The organism is Pedobacter ginsengisoli (assembly GCF_030244015.1).
GTDB lineage: Bacteria > Bacteroidota > Bacteroidia > Sphingobacteriales > Sphingobacteriaceae > Pedobacter > Pedobacter ginsengisoli.
Genome location: NZ_JASSYX010000003.1, coordinates 402,073 through 420,544 on the forward strand (window position 1 = coordinate 402,073; position 18,472 = coordinate 420,544).

General features: G+C 41.4%; 21 protein-coding genes and 2 tRNA genes. 7 read left to right on the forward strand and 16 right to left on the reverse strand.

Going from position 1 to position 18,472, the window contains the following annotated elements:
- Positions 1-100 precede the first annotated feature (100 nt).
- Both QEP08_RS13845 and QEP08_RS13850 read left to right on the forward strand, forming a co-directional pair.
- Positions 101-2,557 (forward strand): outer membrane beta-barrel protein, encoded by a 2,457-nt coding sequence (locus tag QEP08_RS13845; RefSeq protein WP_285058874.1) that lies wholly within the window; start codon positions 101-103, stop codon positions 2,555-2,557.
- Positions 2,558-2,626: 69 nt separating this feature from the next.
- Positions 2,627-2,699 (forward strand) — tRNA-Phe (locus QEP08_RS13850).
- 337 nt (positions 2,700-3,036) lie between these two features.
- On the opposite strand, the gene QEP08_RS13855 is transcribed toward QEP08_RS13850, so the two are convergent.
- A complete protein-coding gene (locus QEP08_RS13855) occupies positions 3,037-3,414 on the reverse strand; it encodes a hypothetical protein (RefSeq protein WP_285058876.1) in 378 nt (125 codons plus the stop codon).
- 123 nt (positions 3,415-3,537) lie between these two features.
- Between QEP08_RS13855 and QEP08_RS13860 the strand changes: the two genes are divergently transcribed.
- Positions 3,538-4,182, forward strand: coding sequence for a sigma-70 family RNA polymerase sigma factor (locus tag QEP08_RS13860; RefSeq protein WP_285058877.1), 645 nt, complete (start codon positions 3,538-3,540; stop codon positions 4,180-4,182).
- A gap of 57 nt (positions 4,183-4,239) precedes the next feature.
- On the opposite strand, the gene QEP08_RS13865 is transcribed toward QEP08_RS13860, so the two are convergent.
- From QEP08_RS13865 to QEP08_RS13920, 12 genes are all read right to left on the reverse strand, one after another.
- Positions 4,240-4,557 (reverse strand): 2Fe-2S iron-sulfur cluster-binding protein, encoded by a 318-nt coding sequence (locus QEP08_RS13865; protein ID WP_285058878.1) that lies wholly within the window; start codon positions 4,555-4,557, stop codon positions 4,240-4,242.
- A gap of 62 nt (positions 4,558-4,619) precedes the next feature.
- Complete coding sequence (locus QEP08_RS13870) at positions 4,620-4,976, reverse strand: phosphoribosylpyrophosphate synthetase (protein WP_285058879.1); 357 nt, start codon at positions 4,974-4,976, stop codon at positions 4,620-4,622.
- Between the two features lie 39 nt (positions 4,977-5,015).
- Positions 5,016-5,741, reverse strand: coding sequence for an iron-sulfur cluster repair di-iron protein (gene ric, locus QEP08_RS13875; protein WP_285058880.1), 726 nt, complete (start codon positions 5,739-5,741; stop codon positions 5,016-5,018).
- A gap of 55 nt (positions 5,742-5,796) precedes the next feature.
- Positions 5,797-6,309: a hemerythrin domain-containing protein gene (locus QEP08_RS13880; protein WP_285058882.1), complete on the reverse strand. Its 513-nt coding sequence runs from the start codon at positions 6,307-6,309 to the stop codon at positions 5,797-5,799.
- Positions 6,310-6,346: 37 nt separating this feature from the next.
- Entirely contained in the window at positions 6,347-6,802 is a 456-nt protein-coding gene (locus QEP08_RS13885; protein ID WP_285058884.1) for a hypothetical protein, read from the reverse strand.
- Between the two features lie 21 nt (positions 6,803-6,823).
- Positions 6,824-7,216 carry a group III truncated hemoglobin gene (locus QEP08_RS13890; protein WP_285058886.1) on the reverse strand — a complete coding sequence of 131 codons (393 nt, stop codon included), beginning with the start codon at positions 7,214-7,216 and terminating at the stop codon, positions 6,824-6,826.
- Between the two features lie 11 nt (positions 7,217-7,227).
- Positions 7,228-7,644 (reverse strand): cytochrome C, encoded by a 417-nt coding sequence (locus QEP08_RS13895; protein ID WP_285058887.1) that lies wholly within the window; start codon positions 7,642-7,644, stop codon positions 7,228-7,230.
- Complete coding sequence (locus QEP08_RS13900) at positions 7,628-7,921, reverse strand: hypothetical protein (protein WP_285058888.1); 294 nt, start codon at positions 7,919-7,921, stop codon at positions 7,628-7,630. The genes QEP08_RS13895 and QEP08_RS13900 overlap by 17 nt, the downstream gene beginning before the upstream one ends.
- A 6-nt stretch (positions 7,922-7,927) precedes the next feature.
- Positions 7,928-8,941: a cytochrome c gene (locus QEP08_RS13905; protein ID WP_285058889.1), complete on the reverse strand. Its 1,014-nt coding sequence runs from the start codon at positions 8,939-8,941 to the stop codon at positions 7,928-7,930.
- A 16-nt stretch (positions 8,942-8,957) separates the two neighbouring features.
- A complete protein-coding gene (locus QEP08_RS13910) occupies positions 8,958-11,105 on the reverse strand; it encodes a cbb3-type cytochrome c oxidase subunit I (RefSeq protein WP_285058890.1) in 2,148 nt (715 codons plus the stop codon).
- Between the two features lie 51 nt (positions 11,106-11,156).
- Positions 11,157-11,594 (reverse strand): RrF2 family transcriptional regulator, encoded by a 438-nt coding sequence (locus tag QEP08_RS13915; RefSeq protein WP_285058891.1) that lies wholly within the window; start codon positions 11,592-11,594, stop codon positions 11,157-11,159.
- A 256-nt stretch (positions 11,595-11,850) separates the two neighbouring features.
- The gene (locus QEP08_RS13920) at positions 11,851-12,123 is read right to left on the reverse strand and encodes a hypothetical protein (protein WP_285058893.1); all 273 of its coding nucleotides are present in this window, start codon (positions 12,121-12,123) and stop codon (positions 11,851-11,853) included.
- 302 nt (positions 12,124-12,425) lie between these two features.
- On the opposite strand from QEP08_RS13920, the gene QEP08_RS13925 reads away from it, so the two are divergent.
- Both QEP08_RS13925 and QEP08_RS13930 read left to right on the forward strand, forming a co-directional pair.
- Positions 12,426-12,522 (forward strand) — tRNA-Phe (locus QEP08_RS13925).
- 280 nt (positions 12,523-12,802) lie between these two features.
- A complete protein-coding gene (locus QEP08_RS13930; RefSeq protein ID WP_285058894.1) occupies positions 12,803-13,546 on the forward strand; it encodes an ankyrin repeat domain-containing protein in 744 nt (247 codons plus the stop codon).
- Positions 13,547-13,675: 129 nt separating this feature from the next.
- Here the strand turns inward: QEP08_RS13930 and ligD are convergent, their stop codons facing one another.
- Positions 13,676-15,958 carry a DNA ligase D gene (gene ligD / locus QEP08_RS13935; protein ID WP_285058895.1) on the reverse strand — a complete coding sequence of 761 codons (2,283 nt, stop codon included), beginning with the start codon at positions 15,956-15,958 and terminating at the stop codon, positions 13,676-13,678.
- A 200-nt stretch (positions 15,959-16,158) separates the two neighbouring features.
- Here ligD and QEP08_RS13940 point away from each other — a divergent pair, with 200 nt between their 5' ends.
- A complete protein-coding gene (locus QEP08_RS13940) occupies positions 16,159-16,518 on the forward strand; it encodes a hypothetical protein (protein ID WP_285058897.1) in 360 nt (119 codons plus the stop codon).
- Here the strand turns inward: QEP08_RS13940 and ku are convergent, their stop codons facing one another.
- Entirely contained in the window at positions 16,519-17,292 is a 774-nt protein-coding gene (gene ku / locus QEP08_RS13945) for a non-homologous end joining protein Ku (RefSeq protein WP_285058899.1), read from the reverse strand. It lies immediately after the preceding gene.
- Entirely contained in the window at positions 17,289-17,558 is a 270-nt protein-coding gene (locus QEP08_RS13950) for a hypothetical protein (protein WP_285058900.1), read from the reverse strand. Before QEP08_RS13950 ends, ku begins: the two co-directional genes overlap by 4 nt.
- 214 nt (positions 17,559-17,772) lie before the next feature.
- Between QEP08_RS13950 and QEP08_RS13955 the strand changes: the two genes are divergently transcribed.
- Entirely contained in the window at positions 17,773-18,390 is a 618-nt protein-coding gene (locus QEP08_RS13955; RefSeq protein ID WP_285058902.1) for a hypothetical protein, read from the forward strand.
- The last annotated feature ends 82 nt before the right edge of the window (positions 18,391-18,472 follow it).

Consider the following 18,472-nt stretch of genomic DNA (forward strand, 5'->3'; position numbering starts at 1 on the left):
CCGGTTTAGATCATCTTATAAACAGATAACCTAAAATACCACAACAATTTACATATGCTTAAGGATATGCTGAAAGGCGTATGCAGAAAAACTATGCCTTATGAAAATCAAATTATATTCCCTGATTGCTTTTTTTGCTTTCCTGCTTATGCTTGCCGGGTCTTATGCCCAGTCGCCGGTCAATGATGACGGGGAAATTTCCGGAAAAGTACTGGATGAAACCCAAAAGGAATTTCCGTATGCTACGGTAAGCCTGATGAACAGTAAAGACTCTACTGTGGTACGGGGAACACTGACCGGTGATAACGGAAGTTTTCAGTTTAAAGAAGTAAAACCCGGAAATTACCTGATCTCAATTTATGTGGTTGGCTATAAAAAAGCTTTTAAAGGCCCCCTTGCCATTACATCATCCCATAAAAAACACATTTTGGATCAGGTTCAGCTGACAACTGATGCCCAAATGCTAAAAGGAGTCGACATAGTTAAACAAAAGCCATTAATAGAAAGACAGATCGACAAAACCGTAATCAATGTAGAGAACAGTGTGCTGGCTGCAGGAAATTCTGCGCTGGAGGTTTTGGCGAAAGCCCCGGGCGTAACGGTGGATAAAGACGGAAAGATCAGCCTGAGGGGCAAACAGGGGGTAACTGTTATGCTCGACGGTAAGCCTACTTATTTATCGGCAGAACAACTGGCCAACCTGCTTCGTTCAACAGAGGGTAATGCGATACAGTCTATAGAACTCATTACCAATCCTTCTGCCAAATATGATGCGGCGGGCAATTCGGGTATCATTAACATTAAACTAAAAAAGAACCGTAATTATGGGACCAATGGTTCTATATTGGCCGGAGCCGGATATGGAAAGTATTATAAAGCCAATGGCGGACTCACTTTGAACCATCGTGAAAAGAAGTTCAACGTGTTTGGAAACTTTGATTACGGGCGCAATAAGAGGTTTGGCGGCACAGATATCATGAGGGTGAACAATACCGCTAAAGACAAAACCTATTTTGATCAGACCAGTCTGAGTGTAAGGTTTCGGAATAACAGCAATTATAAGGCTGGCATTGATTATTTCATCAACGACAATAACATCATCGGTTTTACAGTCAATGGTTACAACAGCAACGGAGATAACGCAGCGGATGTATTAACGCTAATTGGTGACAGGCCAGGCAAAACGGATTCATCTGTGGTAGCCAGCAATCCGAATTCTTTTAAATATACAGGCATCACGTATAATATTAGTTATAAAGGAACTCTCGATACAATGGGTCAGGAAATTAGCGTGGATGCTGATTATTCTGAATATATGGGAAATGACAGGACCAATTTCAACAACAGGTACCTGGATGCCCAGACACAACCGATAAGGGATTATCTGTTCAGAAATGAAACTCCGACGACCACAAAGATATGGGCGGCAAAATCAGATTACACTTATCCTCTCAATAAAGAAATGAAGCTGGAGCTGGGTTTGAAGACCAGCTTTGTAAAAACAGACAACAATTTTAGGTTTGAGAATTTTGAAAACGGAAACTGGGTGAACGACATCAGGCGAAGCAACCAATTTCTATACGATGAAAATATCAATGCGGCGTACGCAAATGTAAACCGGAAATTTAAAAGCACAACTGTGCAGCTGGGATTAAGGGCTGAACAAACCAATTCGAAAGGCAATTCGATTACAGAAAATAAAATTGTGAACAGGCATTACCTTAACTTTTTTCCTAGTGTGTTTATCAATCAGGAACTGTCAAAAAATCATGAAATGGGATTTTCTTACAGCAGAAGGATCGATCGCCCGGACTATGGGTCCTTAAATCCGTTTATTGATTTTCTTGACCTCTATTCGTACAGATTCGGAAATCCCTTTCTGAAACCGCAGTATACCAATTCTTTCGAGCTTTCTTATTCGTTCAGGAAAACATTGAATGTAACGCTTGGTCACAGCCACACCAAAGACGTGATGTCTGATGTATTGCTGACCGATACCGCAACAAAAACGATATTTATTTCTAATCAGAACCTGGCCACACAGGATTCCTACAACCTGAATGTCAGTTATCCTGTTCAGCTTACCAAATGGTGGAGCAGCAGCAATAACCTGAGCGCCTATTACAATAAGTTCAAAACACCTAATCTATTGGGAATGCCGTATGAAAGCGGCAAACTTGCCCTCAATGTAAATACCACACAAACCATTACGATCAATTCTTCTACCAATGTAGAATGGTCCGGATGGTACCAGACCAGGCAGGTTTGGGGAACTTTATTGATAGATCCCCAATATAGTATTGATCTGGGACTAAGCAAATCTTTCATGGATAAACAGATGAGTATTAAACTGGCGGCCAATGACATTTTTAAATTTCAAAAAAGCAGGATCACCAGTACCTTGCCTTCTCAAAACTATGTGATCAACGAAAGGTGGGAAAGTCAGGTTTTCAGGATAACCTGTACTTATCGCTTTGGCAGCAGCGAAATCAAGGCCGCCCGCCAGCGATCAGGAAGTTCAGATACAGAAAGAAGACGCGTCAAATCAGGCGGTTAGCATTTAATTTGAAAAAAGATTTTGTCATTCAAAAAAAGACACTACATTTGCAATCCCAAACGGGAAGTAGGTACGGTAGCTCAGTCGGTAGAGCAATGGACTGAAAATCCATGTGTCGCCGGTTCGATCCCGGCCCATACCACACTTAGATGAAAGGCCTTTTTTGAAAGAAAAAGGCCTTTTTTTTTGCATTTAAACGCTATATTTGGTTCGATTTCCATGTCAGTCTGCTCAGACTTAGATTACGAGTTAAACAGGTTTTTTTGTTTAATTTACCGATATCTGTTCCACAAATGTTCCACAAAAAAAATGGAAGGAAAATTATATCAAATATATATTCTTTAAACTTGGTTTTGATCTGCTCGTGAAATGGCCCATCAGTTGCCCAATAAGTATTTTCACAGTGGTAAAAACTACTATATGTATGATTGCATGTATCCTTTAATAATAGTAAGTGAATAAATGATCTCAGATTTGTCTTATACTTTTGGGCCGGATATTTTTGCCAGGGAAAAAGCCCCTATGGCCATTGTGAGGTCACGCACAGCAACATCTAAATAATTTCCGCTCGTGAGCAAGGTTATAGCGATCGCGACCAGCCATATGCAGACCAGATAGGCGCCTTTCTGTGGATTCAGGAACACCATAATTCCTGCTATAATTTCAATGATACCAACGATGCTCATAAAGGTATGCACATGTAAAGGTAGAATGGATTTAAGCGCAGGGTTAAGATACTGGGACCAGTCCGTTAAAAGATTGGTAAATTTATCTGCTCCGGCAATTATCGGAATCAGACCGTAAGTTAATTTTAATAACCTTTGAACCTTTTTAACAAGTTCTAATTGAGTTTCCATAATGACTGTTTTATATATTAGAGGTTAGCTGTTAAAAAAGGGTTACAAATTATTTCATCGTAGTTTGTAACCCTTTACTATCTGATTGCTCTATTTATATATTACTACCCAATCCGGATATCTATGAATGCATCAATAAGTGACGATCAATTAATACAAAAAATATTGAATGGCGAAAAGCATCTTTTTGAAGTTTTCGTCCGCAAGTTTAATCAGCAGCTTTACCGGATTAGTATGTCCATTGTTAATGATGAGCAAGAAGCAGAAGATATTATGCAAATCGCCTACCTAAATGCTTATCAAAACTTATCAGGTTTCAATAATCAATCGAGCTTCAGTACCTGGTTGACTAGAATACTCATCAATGAAAGCATTTTGCATAAAAAACAAAAGATGAACTTGAAAATCAAGGTGATAGAAAGTAAATATAAGCACATCGATACTAAAACCCCTTTAGGCAATCTTATGAATAAGGAATTAAAAATAATCCTGGAAAAAGCTGTAGCGGCGTTACCTGAAAAGTACAGGATCGTATTCGTCATGCGTGAGGTACATGGCATGAGCACCAATGAAACCATGGAAGCCTTGGACATCGGTGAATCTAATGTTAAAATTCGTTTAATCCGAGCCAAAGCGATGTTACGTACCGAATTAAGCAGTTACTGGCAACCGGGACAACTTTATGAGTTTAACCTGGTCCGGTGTGATGTAATTGTAAAACATGTGATGACCCAAATCAATCTTATCTCTTCGTCTGTACAAGGTTGAGCTGTTAGATTAGAATCATCCAAGCCAAAACCCCGGAAAATTATGCTTGTTGCTAAATCATATAATTTTCAAATATAAGCCCTCTAGATTCTCATCAACTTGCATTTGGCACGACAAGCGACAGTTTTTCTCTGTAATGTTATGTTTCAAAAGAGTAACGGTTTCATTCCTTTCAAAAATGAACCCATTTTCCTTTGAATCTATTTCAACCAGGCATGTAGCACATCTGCCCATTCCTCCGCATTCTCCAAAAGAATCAAGAAACAGTTTATCTTTTAGGAGTGTCATTAGGTCCCTGTATTCGCCCTTAAATGTGCTAACTGGAGATGTTTTTCCAGATTCAATCACAATGAAATTTATAAGTTCGTTTGTCATCCCTGAAATACCTGTTAGTTCGATTTATGTGTAAGTCTAGGCCATAATAGTCACCTGCATTGTTACTCCGGTTTTTTATTATCTTCATACTGATGGGCTCTCCGCAGATGTTCGACTAACTTAGAAGAGCGATATCCAAAGCCTGCCCCGTAGCCATTGATCACTAATCCTTTGACATTATACCTTGAAGAAGAAATGGCATAAACAATGCTCTCATCCGATGGGTCCGTCATGCCTTCAAAACGGTAAACCTCGTCAATCACGAAATCTTCAGGCGACAACTCTAATGAGTTGTTTTCACAGAGCAGGCATTCCTTTTCTTCATGCAATAAAAAATCTGTCACATAGCCTCTTATAATCAAATCGTTTACGGCTTCACTAAGCGTATCATAATTATGTCGTAAGTATTTGTTGTTCATAATCTTAGGGAATTTGGATCAATTAGTTACACAATTTACTTAGGTACTCTGTAAGCTTTCCTCAAGGCCAATCGACTTAGGAAACAGAATGTTATTCTCCAGGTGGATATGCAAGTGCAGGTCATCTTCAAATTCTTTTAATAACGAATAAGTGACTTTATAGGTATTACACGCGTCTAAAGGCGCATGATAACTACCCGTTAATGCATTAATTTTTCGAAAGCGTTCACCTTCTGTATCATGTTCATGCATCATCATCCGTATAGGGTGCTGAACACTACCAAAGGCTGCCTGTAACTTTGTTGCAGAGTGCTTTGCCTGTTCCAGTTGACGGATATAGGGAAAAAGTATAAGCTCTTCTTTTTTCATATGTGCTGTCAGTTCTCCCGCAGAGTCTGCAAACAACTGGGCTATTGTTGAAAGTTCAGGATGGGCCTTCCCATGTACGCTTACGATTTTTTCCAAAAAAGTGCTGATTTCCTGAATGCTTTTTTGAACATACCGATGGTGGATTTTTTCTATATAATCTGCTAATAAGTCTAGCGGCCAGGAATTGTAATTAACCGATGACCCTGAGTCTTGATCTTTTAGCGATTCAAGATGGGCGATCAAACCGTCACTCTCAATCTGCTTCTGATTACAGGCTTCTTGAATAGTCCTGTTGCCGTTGCAACAGAAGTCAATTCCATTCTCTTTAAATACCGATGCGGTCCGGTATTCCCGCGCTACTAATTCACCAATGATGGTTTGTTTTGTGATATGCATAATATATGGTTTAAAATAACTATTGTTTGCGGTCATTAAAATCTGCTACGGCCCTTCATGTCTTAGGCTTACCATTGTTTCCAACACCCTCTTTCTTGACCCAGAATTCATCGGAGAATTCATCTTTGAAGCTGTCTTTATGGTCTGTTTCCAAAAACAGGGCAACCCCTTGCAATGTTGACCCGGCGAGTTGAGTTTCCAGGATGGGAAAAACAATCCGCTCTTCAAAACGGATGTGATTAGCTAGCATATCAACAAGTATCTTAAAGACGCTTGCTTCAGCATTTGTACTATTTATTTTCTCAATTTGCATGGTAATAGCCAGATGGTCAGTTTTAGCGTGCCGGCAAACGGCGTCATCGATTCTATTAAATAATAATACCTCTTCGTTTAAAAAATGATCTTTCAGATGTGCATTCCAAAAATAATTGAGGTACTTCTTAAGCCTGACTGTTTCGATCCGTAATTTAAGCCCCTGATTTATTTTCCAGCAAAATAGCAGTCCCAGATGATGTTCTCTGGATAGTGTTTTCAATTCATTGCTTCTCTTAATAGGTTGATTTTTCATGGGAGATAACTGATTTTTTCCATCGGATTAAACATGCTCAAGGGCTCGTATGCCGTGAAAGGTTCTCTTTAATTCCCTGCCAGGCAATCATCAACAAAACAACTGATTTGGTAATGTCGAACAGAAAAAAAACAAAATGAGTATAGCTTGGAACCTGAGTTTTGCCCTCAATAATCTGGATCGCCCGACTATCCAAAACGGGCAGCAACCAAACAGACTGCAGGACTAAAATGACGCACATGATCAAGATTAATACAGTTACCAATCGCGAAGCAAAGCGCACAAGCAGACTGATGCCCAGAATAGCTAGAAATGCCCACTCAAACGTATTCAGTGCCTTGAAAACAACACGCCCTACCGACAATCCTTCCTGCAGAGTCAATACAGAGAATTTTAAAGGCGCTTCCACAAAACTGATCGAGGTAAAAAAACCAAGCCAAAATATGGCGATACTGCTTCTGAGTAACTGTAGTCGTCTATTGATAATGTTCATTTCATAGATTTTGATTTCTTGCTACACTATAACTCTTCCTGCTCCTCCCCGCATGGCCTGGAGTTTACTTAAAAACATAATGGCCATCGTCTCCGCTCTCTTTTTAGTGTTCTCGGCGGTTTCTCCTTCAAATAAAATGTCAATGGTTTGGTAGAAAAGCTGGATCCAGCGGTCAAAGTGCTTCGCTTCTATCGGCAGGGGTGCGTGCCTTGCAAACGGGTTACCGGTGAAACCAGGAACCCCAAACAGCACAGCATTCCAGAAAGCATACATCTTTTGCAGATGCGGTTCCCAGTCCTGGATCACTTCATTAAAAATCGGGCCGATAACATCATCTTGCTGAACCTTGTTGTAAAACTGATTCACAAATAAAATGATGTCATCCAATCCTTCAATATCCTTTTTTGTTTCCATAGCAAAAGGTTTTAGTTTGTAAATAGCTGAACTGATGATGATGTAAAATGATAATATACTGCCCAGGCCGCAAAAACAATCAGCAACACGAAAATCCAGAAAGGGATGCTCTGCGGGGTTTCACTGCCAACGATCATAAAATTTTTCTGATCACCTTTACCGTAAGCGTTGACCATGATCGGAATCACTCCATCCACAACCGCATTTTCTTTAATGCCTTCAATAGAAATTGCCGGGCCATTTCTCACCTCAAAGGGGACCAGGCGAATGCCTTCTTTTCCCGTAGGGTCTTTACTGATGATTTTTAAAGTATGTTTACCGTCTACCAATTTTGTAGTATCCAGTTCAAAATTAACTGGTGCAACCAGTTCAGCAACCGGTTGGTTTTCCTGGTCAATGAAAATATAGATTTTACTGCGTTCTTCCATTATAATCTGTATTTAGTACAATTTGTTTGATGTGGTCCCTGGCATGCTCACCCGGTCTGAGCAACCATTTAACCGAATAAAAAAGTGTAAAAAGAACGATGATCACTGCGATGGCAATAATGATGAAATCCTGGTTCCCTTCCGGACCTGTCCCGTGGGTGATGCCTTTTAATAATGCTGGCTGTTGTTTTTCACATACAGGGCAGGCATTAGCTGAACCTACACTGAGACCAAAAAGAACTGTCAAGATGGATATTCTGATCGTATTGTTTTTCATCGTCTTCTATTTACCGGTTGCTTTTACTTTTTCCATTAGTTTCTGTACCTGCTGTAGAGTGACTTTTTTTCCGTTGTTGCCCCAGCTGGTACGCTCGTGGTTCATAATCGCTGTAACTTCTTCAGCTTTTAATCTGTTATTTGTGCCCACAGCAGGCATCACGCCAAATCCCTCTTTCTCTCGTCCGCTGTAACCATTCATAATGATATCTACGAAAAGTTCAGGGTTCTCATCTAAAACTATCTTACTGCCTTTAAGTGGTGGAAATGCACCTTTTAGACCTTCACCGTTTTGCTGATGACAGCTTTGACAATTGTTGGTATATAACATCGCGCCGTTCAGTTCTTTTGTTGCACCTGGCTTGCTCCCCGCATTCGGTTCACCGGTCTTTTTATATAAAAAGGCGGGCTTAGGCGCGTCGCCAGGCAACTTAGTTTGCTTTAAAGCTTGAAGATAGGCTACCAGTTGCATGGCTTCTTCTTTTGCTACAACTTTGCCTTTTTGGCCGTTCATAAACTCTTCGGGCACACTTACACTTACATCACCTTCTGCCAGTTTATCTTTGACTTCAAACATCCAAGTGTAGGCAGGCATAATGGACTCTTTTACAACGATGCGAGGGTTAAACAAATGGGAAAGCTGCCATTCCCTGCTTGGCTGGCGTGAGCCAATATTGGTCAGGTCTGGCCCCGTACGTTCAGTGCCCATCAAGGTGGCAGTATTTCGCCAGAAATCCGTACGATAGTTATCAGCGTAATCCGCAGCAATGCTGGGGCGTTCTCCCCAAACCTTGTCCATATCGACATTTCGCACCTGCTGGGTGTGACATGCGACGCAGCCGTTAGCAATAAATACTGCTTTTCCTTTAATAGCTTCTTCGCTTAGCGCCTGTGCAAAAGGGAGCGGTTCATTATTGGTCTGGTTATCAAGTGCAGGAATAATACAGACAAATAAAGTGAGACCAACAAAAAGTAAAAATGCCGTGGTAAACAATTTGGTATGGTTGTTAAAAAATTCCATCTGAAATCTGGTTATATTATAAATTACGTTCTGTGGCCGTGTAGGATTGGTTGAGTTTTTCAATAGCAGCTTCACGGACATCTAGTGTTGTACTTCCTGTCAGCATCTTGTACAGATTATAAGCAAAGAAGAGATGTGAAAGCCACATCAGGCTGCCGCCGATGGCACGCCATAACCAATAAGGGGTCATAAATACCACACTATCAATGAAAGGTTTGCCCTGCATCCACATCATCCCTTTAAGTGTACTGCCATACATGAGCGGAATGGTATAGAATAACAATCCGATCAGTGCAAGCCAAAAATGCGCGCCCACTGTAATTTGGGGAGCCTCTTTTCCGGTGAGCCTGGGAACTAGGGCATAAATACCTGCCCAAAGTAAAAAACAGATGATACCATACATGGTTATATGCGAATGGGCGACGGTGAAATCGGTGAAATGCCAGATCAGGTTAGTGGAACGAAATGCTTCCGCGGTTCCCTGAAGCGAGCCAGTAAAGTAAAAAATGATACCGATGAGAAAGAACGGGAGAGTATAACTGGAGGGTATTTTGTACCAGGCGCCTTTGAAGGTCAGCAAGAAGTTTGTCGTTCCTGCCGCTACCGGGATCACCATACCAACACTTCCGACTATTGCTGTAGTCTGCAACCACCAGGGGATGGAACTAAACACAAAATGGTGCGTGCCGATCACAGTATAAAAGAGAATCTGTGCCCAGAAAGCCAGTATACCCAGACTATAGGAATAAATCGGCTTGTTGAGTTGTTGAGGAAGAAAATAATAAACGATACCCAAAGTAAACAGCATAAACCACATACCTACTCCCTGGTGCATGTAATACCCTTGGATAATCGTTTCTCCAAGTCCGTCCTGCCAGAAAGGCACATAAGCAACAATAGCAATCACTATAGCAAAGATTATAGCGGCGACAATGTACCAGTTAGAGATGTAAATCTCTTTAGTTTTTCGACGTGCAATTGTCTGTAAGAAGTTAATCAGCGTCAATAACAGTCCAACGCCGAAAAACAGCATAACCGGCCAAATGTACTCCCGGTACTCGCCACCACCGTTGTTGAGCCCTGACATCAGACAAATCGTTCCCAAAAACACGGAAATATTTATCAGGTAAAGGGTGTACCAGCCGAGTTTTATGCTTTTAAGCGCAACATTACTGACCCGTGGAACAACATAGTAACCCAATCCAAGCATGCCTAAGGATGCCCATCCCCAGAATACCGCATTCGTATGTACGGGACGTAAGCGACCAAAACTTAGCCAACTTAACTGGTCTGCATCCGGTGAGATAAATTTAATTCCCAGATATTCTCCGACAGTGGTTCCGAAAATTAACCAAAAACAGGCAGTCCCTGTAAACCATAAAATAAGCTTTGAAAGTGCAGGATCTATCTGTGGCCTTTTAACTGCTCTTTTTTTTACGGCAACCACCGGTAAAACTGCGTCTGTATTGACCTGTTGCAGTAAGCCTTTGGTGTCTTCAGGCTGGAGAGTTCCTGAAAGTTCCTGATGATTTAAAGTAAAATCCAGTGCTAGCTTTCGCTTGATCAGCACTTGTTCAATATCATCATTGCCTGGTTGCTGAAGATAGGCAGCTAGCTTTTCTGCTTCTTCAAGGTTTTTTTTGTTCTGGTAAACTTGAAAAAGCTTACTGACTTTGATCGTCATAAGAAAAGCTCCTGCGAGAATGGGAATGGCGATGAGCAAAACGGTAATTATCACACCTCCCTCTGTCCAAAATGAAGATGGTGCCTGTCCTTGCGCATGCGCAGGAAGTGAGTTAAATGTGAGAACCGAAATGACTGAAAACCAGATCAAAATCGAAATACCATGATCATCGTTCTGTTTATCCTTGTCTCTTCTAAATTTCAGATAGCTATCAATTTGCCTGGAATCCATATCAACTAGATATTCTTTAAGCGGCTTTGACCCCCCACTGTTTCTATCGGAAATCTTTTTAATCTGTTTTACTTTCTCATAAACATATAATGCAGCAAAAAGCAAGAACAGAAGCACGATAGCGAAAAACCACATCAGCTCCCTGGCATTAGAATTATGCACCACGGTGCCTTGTGCTTCATCAGCGAAAACCGGAATGGAAATGCAGATGAGCGAAAGGAGGACGATTAACTTCTTGAATGTATTCATGGTTGTTGTTAAATATATTAATACCTTTTTATCCTTTTTTAAGGCAAATTTTTATTTTTTTAATCTCGTGACTCCTAAATTTAAGTCTTCATTGAACTCTTCTATCGTCGTATTTTCCAGCATTTGATGGATACGTTCCCTGATTGCTTTGAATTCATTGTGCAGTGGACATGGATCGGTTTCAGAACAATAATCGAGACCCAAGCCGCATCCGGTAAAAAGACCATTTCCATCAACGGCCTCAACAACTTCAGACAATCTTCTCTTGAGGGTGACATCATCCATGAAAAAGCCTCCATTTGGCCCTTTAGCGGACTTGATGATGTTTCTGCGTCCCAGATCCTGCAAAATTTTCGCTAAGAAGTGTTCCGGGGAATTAATTCCTGTTGCTATTTCCTTAATGCCCACCCTTCCACCATTGGCAGTCCGGTGTGCGATGAAGAAAACTGCTCGCATTGCATATTCACACGTTTTAGAAAATATTCCCATAACACAAGCAAAACTAAGTAAATTTTCCGAACATAAAAGAGTTTATTGTCTTTTATTGCGCCAACTGATCACAATTTATTTCTGATCATTTATTTCAGTCATTAAACTTTCTTTTTTATTGCTTAATCTTTATACATTAATCCGCTAATGAGATATTTACAACAATCAATAGAATGGTTGTAGGCCTACCCTATTGCTTTCCCACTGCAATATATTGCAGGATTTGACCTAAGTGATTATAACGACCTCTTGAATACTATGTTAACAGACGTAAGTCAAACGAGACGATAAATACTGAAGTCCTTCCAGTGGCAGTGTTATACTCCTTTAGCAGACCGACGTCCCCGAAACTGGTGTAGAGTTTCCGGCCAAATACTTCCACTTTGGTCACCGAGCGGGAATATTCCAGGTCTTCCAGCCAGATGCGGCCCTCAGACCAGCTATCGGCGTCCGGATTGTACCGGACTACGTTTTGAGTAACTGAGAAAACAGTATAAGGTTCAAAATAATTGATATATCCATACCCCAAATACAATGTTTGGTCAAGTACAAAAACCGCATTGTCTCTGGGGGTTTGCTGCAGGAAGAAAAAGCAGCAGACAGAGGGCAAGGGTAAATATCGGGAGCAATAATTTCATAATTCTGAGCTTGTTAGAATTCTAGATGCAGCAAACATAGGATCAGGTAAGATGCATTTTGCATGCTAACAAATAATAATCTGCACAAGGGAGTGTGAAAGTTAGAAATTCTTTTATGTAACTACCATTTTCGTATCTTTAAGTACCTGATCAGGACAATCAGGATTTAGTTGAATTTGTGCTACTAAAAATTAGAGCAGTAATGTAAAATATTGAAAAACAAACATTTACTGAATCGGATCAATGGACTGAAAATCCATGGGTCGCCGGTTCGATCCCGGCCCATACCACACTTAGAAAAAGGCTTTTTTTTGCGTTTAAACGCTATATTTGGTTCGATTTCCATGTCAGTCTGCTCAGACTTAGCTTACGAGTTAAACAGGTTTTTTTGTTTAATGTATTTTAATAGCGCCAATAATTCCGCTAAGGCTTCCCGGCACCTTCTATGCCGAAGCATGTCCAGAAACTTATGAAATAAATAGTTTAAAAAACAGATATTTATATATCGCATATAACCTTGTATATTTATGAGTTAGCGATAACAGTTCAGACAAATCAAAAGTAACCATCGTGGACTACTTAAAAAAAATTATAGATGAAATTGAAGTTCACTCAAAGGAAGGAATAAAAGTATGCTTTGAAAACGGAATAAATCCTAATGATTATTTTAAAGGTAAGCCACTAATCTATGAACTCATTACAGAATATTCACGGGGACCAAAATTTAAGGAATGTTTTAAAGTCTTTGTAGATTATGGCCTGAACTTCGATGATAAAATATTGTTGTCCGTTTTCTTGGACGATGCTGTCTCTTTGGATGCTTTATTAAGTAACAATAAGCAGGCGTTAAAGAATAAATATACATTTGACTGTACATTTACCCCTTTGTATGAAGTATCATTGCTTCATATTTGTGCAGAATACAACCACCTTGCCTGTGCCAGAATACTCGTGAAACATGGCATTGATATAAACATTAAGGCTGCGATTGACGAAAACGGTTTCGGCGGACAAACGCCAATTTTTCATACAGTAAATCAGAACTCAAACAAGTGTATTGATGTAATGAACTACCTTATTTCTGAATCAGCAGATTTAACGCTAACTGTCAAAGGGCTTGTATGGGGGAAAGGTTATGAATGGGAAACATTTGTTCCATCTGTTAATCCACTTAGTTATGCAATGATGGGACTACTCCCCCAATTCCAAAGAACGGAAAAATTGATTTATGAAGTTGTTGCCGTTTTACTTAGAGCGGCCTACGGCATCGATTATACACCTTTAAATGTCCCTAATAAATATTTAAATAGTTAATTCACCGAAACTACCGCAGCGTTCATGGACCGGTATTATTCTCTCAGTTGTCAAAAGATCAGCCCAAACATAAGGTAGATAACTGTGCATCCACATTAACAACTAACCGCTGCCAGGCAATAAAAATGCTTAACCAAACACCTCCTTTGCTTTTTTAACCGCTTTTGACAGATCAATCCCTTTACCAAGTACCCCTTTGAACAGGTCACCGGTTTCTTTCAGCCTGTCTATCGAATTGAAAATTGTAAAATCTTTCATAGTAAGACCAGGCTTCAGCTCGTCCCAGTCCAGCGGCATGGAAACCGTAGCGCCCGGTTTCGGTCTCAGCGAATATGGCCCCGCGATGGTTGCTCCTGGTCTGTTCTGTAGAAAATCAAGGTACATCTTTCCTTCTCGGTTGGCAATCATACGCTCCAGGCTGGTGAATTCGGGAACCTGCTGATGTACCAGAGTGACGATGATCTTGGCGAACATCTGGCTTTGGTCATAGGTATACTTTGCACCCAGCGGGATATAGATGTGCATTCCTGTCGAACCAGATGTTTTTACATAACATGGAACGTCTATCTGACCGCACACTTCTTTAACTATCTGCGCGACATGGATGACCTCATCGAAAGTATTTTTATCCGGGTCAAGGTCAATCACACAGTAATCCGGGTTGTCCGGGCTTTTGCTCCTTGAAAACCATGGATTCATCTCAATACAGCCGAGCGATGCCATCCAGAGCAAAGCAGCTTCATCGTTACCCAGCAAATACGCTTTGTGTTCCCCTTCACTGGTGATATAAGGGAAAGTATCCGCCCAGTCAGGCGCCTTTCCCTTTACATCTTTCTGATAAAAACTCTTGCCATGAATTCCACCAGGAAAACGGTTAAGCGACATCGGCCTGTCCTTCAGATAAGGCAGAATATAATCAGCCACCTGGTAATAGTAATTGAACATATCCCTTTTGCTCACTTTATCTTCCGGCCAGTAGAGTTTGCTCAGGTGTGTAAATTTCAGTTCGTGACCATTTACCTTGCGGACCTGCGTTTCGTCCTTCGGGTTTAACAGCGTCTTTCGGCCTGCAGATTTAGGCGGTCTGATTGCCGAAGCATGCTGGTCTTTGTGCACGGGTATAGTCTCTTTCTCATCAGGAAGCGCCGTCTCAACGATTGCCTTGGTTTCTACTTCGGTCTCGCGGATCACTTCCCTGGCCTTCTTGTCATCCCTCATTCCCTGGAACGAGGGATGGCGGAATACACCGTCGTTGGTCACCTCGGAAAAGGCAACTTCGCAGACCAGTTCAGGCTTAAGCCAGGTTGCCTTAGCTTTAGGCGGGTTCGGCCGGAAGCGGGAAGGTTTATTTATATCCGGAATCTCCTCAAATGGACTTTTATCAGTTATCAGTGGCCTGAACTGCGCCATCATCTTTTTTTGTGCTGCATTGTTGAAGCCTGTGCCCACTTTACCCACATACTGCAACCTACCATCTTCATACACGCCCAGCAGCAAAGAACTGAACTGCTTAGGCGTATCCTCGTTTTTGGTAAAACCTGCAATGATGACCTCCTGTCGCTTACTCACTTTGATTTTAAGCCATTCCTTAGACCTGTTATTTTTACTGTATAGACTATCAGATTTTTTTGCAATAACACCTTCCAGTCCCATTTTAGATGCTGCATTGAAGAACTCGCTCCCCTTGGCTTTGAAAACCTTGCTGAGCCTTACACGGTCATCATCCTGCGGCAATACCGCTTCCAGAATCGCCTGGCGCTGGGCTAAAGGAAGATCCGTAAAGTCCCTGCCTTCGTACCAGATCAGATCAAACACGTAATAGACCAGTTCCCCATCCGCCTCACTGCGCCAGTTCTGGAGATCGCCAAATTTCGAAACTCCTTTTTCATTGATCACCAGGATCTCACCATCCACTACAATGTCCATTTTCCAGGTTTGCAGCACCTGGAAAATAGGATAGAATTTTTCATTAAACTGTTTATTGTTGCGCGACAATATTTGTACATCCCGATTCTTCAGACAAAAACCCAGGGCCCGGTAACCGTCCCATTTGACTTCATACACCCATCCCGGATCATCAAATGGCTTATCCACCAGTGTAGCCAGCATGGGCGTCATCCCGATGGGTATCTTTGATTTTGTCCCCTTCTTTAACAATGTTTTAATCTCCGGACTCAGCTCCTGCGGGTTTTCGTTGACCGCCTCCTGTTCGAAATTAGCCGCGACAACTTTAACTGCGCCTTTTTTTACAGTTTCCTCATGGCCATGCTGCCACACTTTCTCACTGCTTTGTTCCACCTGCCTGATGGTCTTTCCCGAAACCACCGATTTATCCTTTTTAGTGATATCACCGGCTTTCGGTTCGGACGTTTTGGTAAAATCACGTTTTTCCTTGTATCTCTGAAGGCTCATGACATGAGTATTTTAATGCTAAACACCAGCAGCCGCATTAAAGTTTCCTCATTTTGATATCACATTAGCCAAAAATACAGGCATTGACCTGGTGGTTAGTTTAGAGACAATCTATTTTTGGTTCAAACAGGATTATCTTAGATAAATGCTGTAGCGTTCCCCCAATTCCGCGCGTTTTAACAACAGAATATAAACTAACCATGAACAAAAAACTACATTCAATAAAAATCCTGTGCGCGCTATTCATCCTGCTGACCGGCTTTGCTGCCTGCAAAAAAGACACATTAAAAGTTGACACCGAGAAAAATTATACAGAAGAAAAAACCACTCCTGCTACAGACCTGGCTGGCGGGGCCATGCACCTCAGCTTAAAACCTAATGGAGTTGCAGACATCAATCCAGGCGGAGACATCATGTGGAGAGGCACCTATACCATCAGCGGGAAAAAGATTACGGTGACAATCCCTGATTTGGACAAGAAATTTAAGTTTACCATTTTGTCAGAGACGGAACTGGAATCTGAAACGGGTGTAAGACTGAAACTCCATCCAACTCCTTAATCAGGCTCCTTTTTTCGCATTCAAACTACCCATGAGCTGACTGTACAGATCCTCATCTTTCTCTTTTCTGGGCTTAAGTTTTTTAATGGTCGGCCGTTTTCCTTTAGCTTTGGCCTCAATCAGTTTCAGCAACTTGGTATGGTACTCATCCTTATACCTGGATACGTCAAAATCTTCGGCATATTGATTAACCAATGCCAGCCCCACTTCAAGTTCCTTCTTATTGATGGTAACTTTGTCATTAATTTTAAGTTCGTCCTGATCCCGGATCTGCTGCTGGAACCGGATACGCGTTACGACCAGTGCGTTGTCTACCGGGTGTACAATACATAAACTTTCCGAACTACGGAGCACAAAGCGTGCAAGTCCGGCTTTCTTCGATTTTTTCAGCACTTGCAGCAGCAATGCATATGCTTTATTACTTTTAGCCTCCGGCTCGGCATAGTAGGATGTCTCATAAAACATCGGGTTGACTGAAGCAATGTCTACAAAACTTTCTATTTCTATGGTTTTGGTCTTTTCAGGGGCAGCTGCTTCAAAATCACTCTCCTCAACAATCACATAATTGTCGTCCTTGTATTTGTAACCCTTGACAATCTTTTCGTATGGCACCTCTTTCCGCGTGTGTTCGTTGACGCGCTGGAACTTGATGTGCGCATGGTCGCGCCCGTCCAGCATGTCCAGATCCAGCGATGAGGTCTGAACAGCAGAGTACAGTTTAATCGGGATACTGACTAATCCGAAGCCAATAGTCCCTTTCCAAATTGATCTCATATTTCCTGATTTAAGTCCTTATTAATGCCATGAGGATGATGCGCCTCTATTTGATCGGCTAGTAAATGCAGCAGGTCTTCAGCCAGCCTCCCGGGATTCTGACAGATATGGAGATAGCTATAGGCATCCGGTTCAAAACTTGCCACCAGATTTCCCTGCTGAAACACTTTTACTTTACAGCTTTCGCCATTATGGTGCAGGTATTCACCAACCTCAAAATGATAAACTTCCTTGTCCCGGCGGATTGTTATCGGATAATTTTCCATAAACTGTGCTGTTATTCTATTCAACATTATTCAAGACGATTACGTGAGTCTTACATCACATGCCTGATGCATAGCATAACAAATGCGCCCGCGGGTTGTTTCCCTGGATTATTCTAGCCCTGCATTTTAATTGCCAAAACCAATCCAGCATAATAAATTCATCAACAGCAAAATATCATTAATCATAAGTATCTTTAACACAACTGAAGACTTTATGCTGCAAAACAGGGTTGACCCCAACGGAAACATCATCAAAACCCCGGCCCGTGGCGCCTGGATGGGAAACCGGGGCGTTATCCACAACCCCGCCAAAGAGATCGTACGGCCCTTTAAACTAAAAGCCTGGATCACCTGCCTGCTTCATTTCAAAGGATGGCACAGGGAGGTTATGGCCCCAAACCGCTATACCGAACTGTTCTTTATGGACGAAGCCACTGCCCTTGCATCCGGCCACAGGCCGTGTGCAGAATGCAGGAGAAGTGATTATAAAAAATTTAAGTCCCTGTGGATTAACGGAAATCCTGAATACCAATTTGACGAAAAAACCCGGATTTCTGAAATAGATGACATTATGCATAAAGAGAGGATCGGCAGTGATCACCTTAAGATCACTTACAGGGAAAATTTCTATAATTTACCTGACGGAGCCTTTATACGCCATGAAAACAAAGCTTATCTGGTAATGGGTACTAAATTGCACCTATGGTCCCCCTCTGGCTATGTGCGTGTAATTGATCCGCCGGAAGCAGATCAGGTTGAAGTACTTACGCCTAAATCAATAGTGAACGCCATTCAATCCGGATATCTCCCGCAAATATCAGTGTTTTGTTAGACTCATTTTGTTTAAAAAAATTCATTTTTATGCAAGCATAGCAATATGTTTTGTAGTATTTATTTAACTTAGCATACTATAA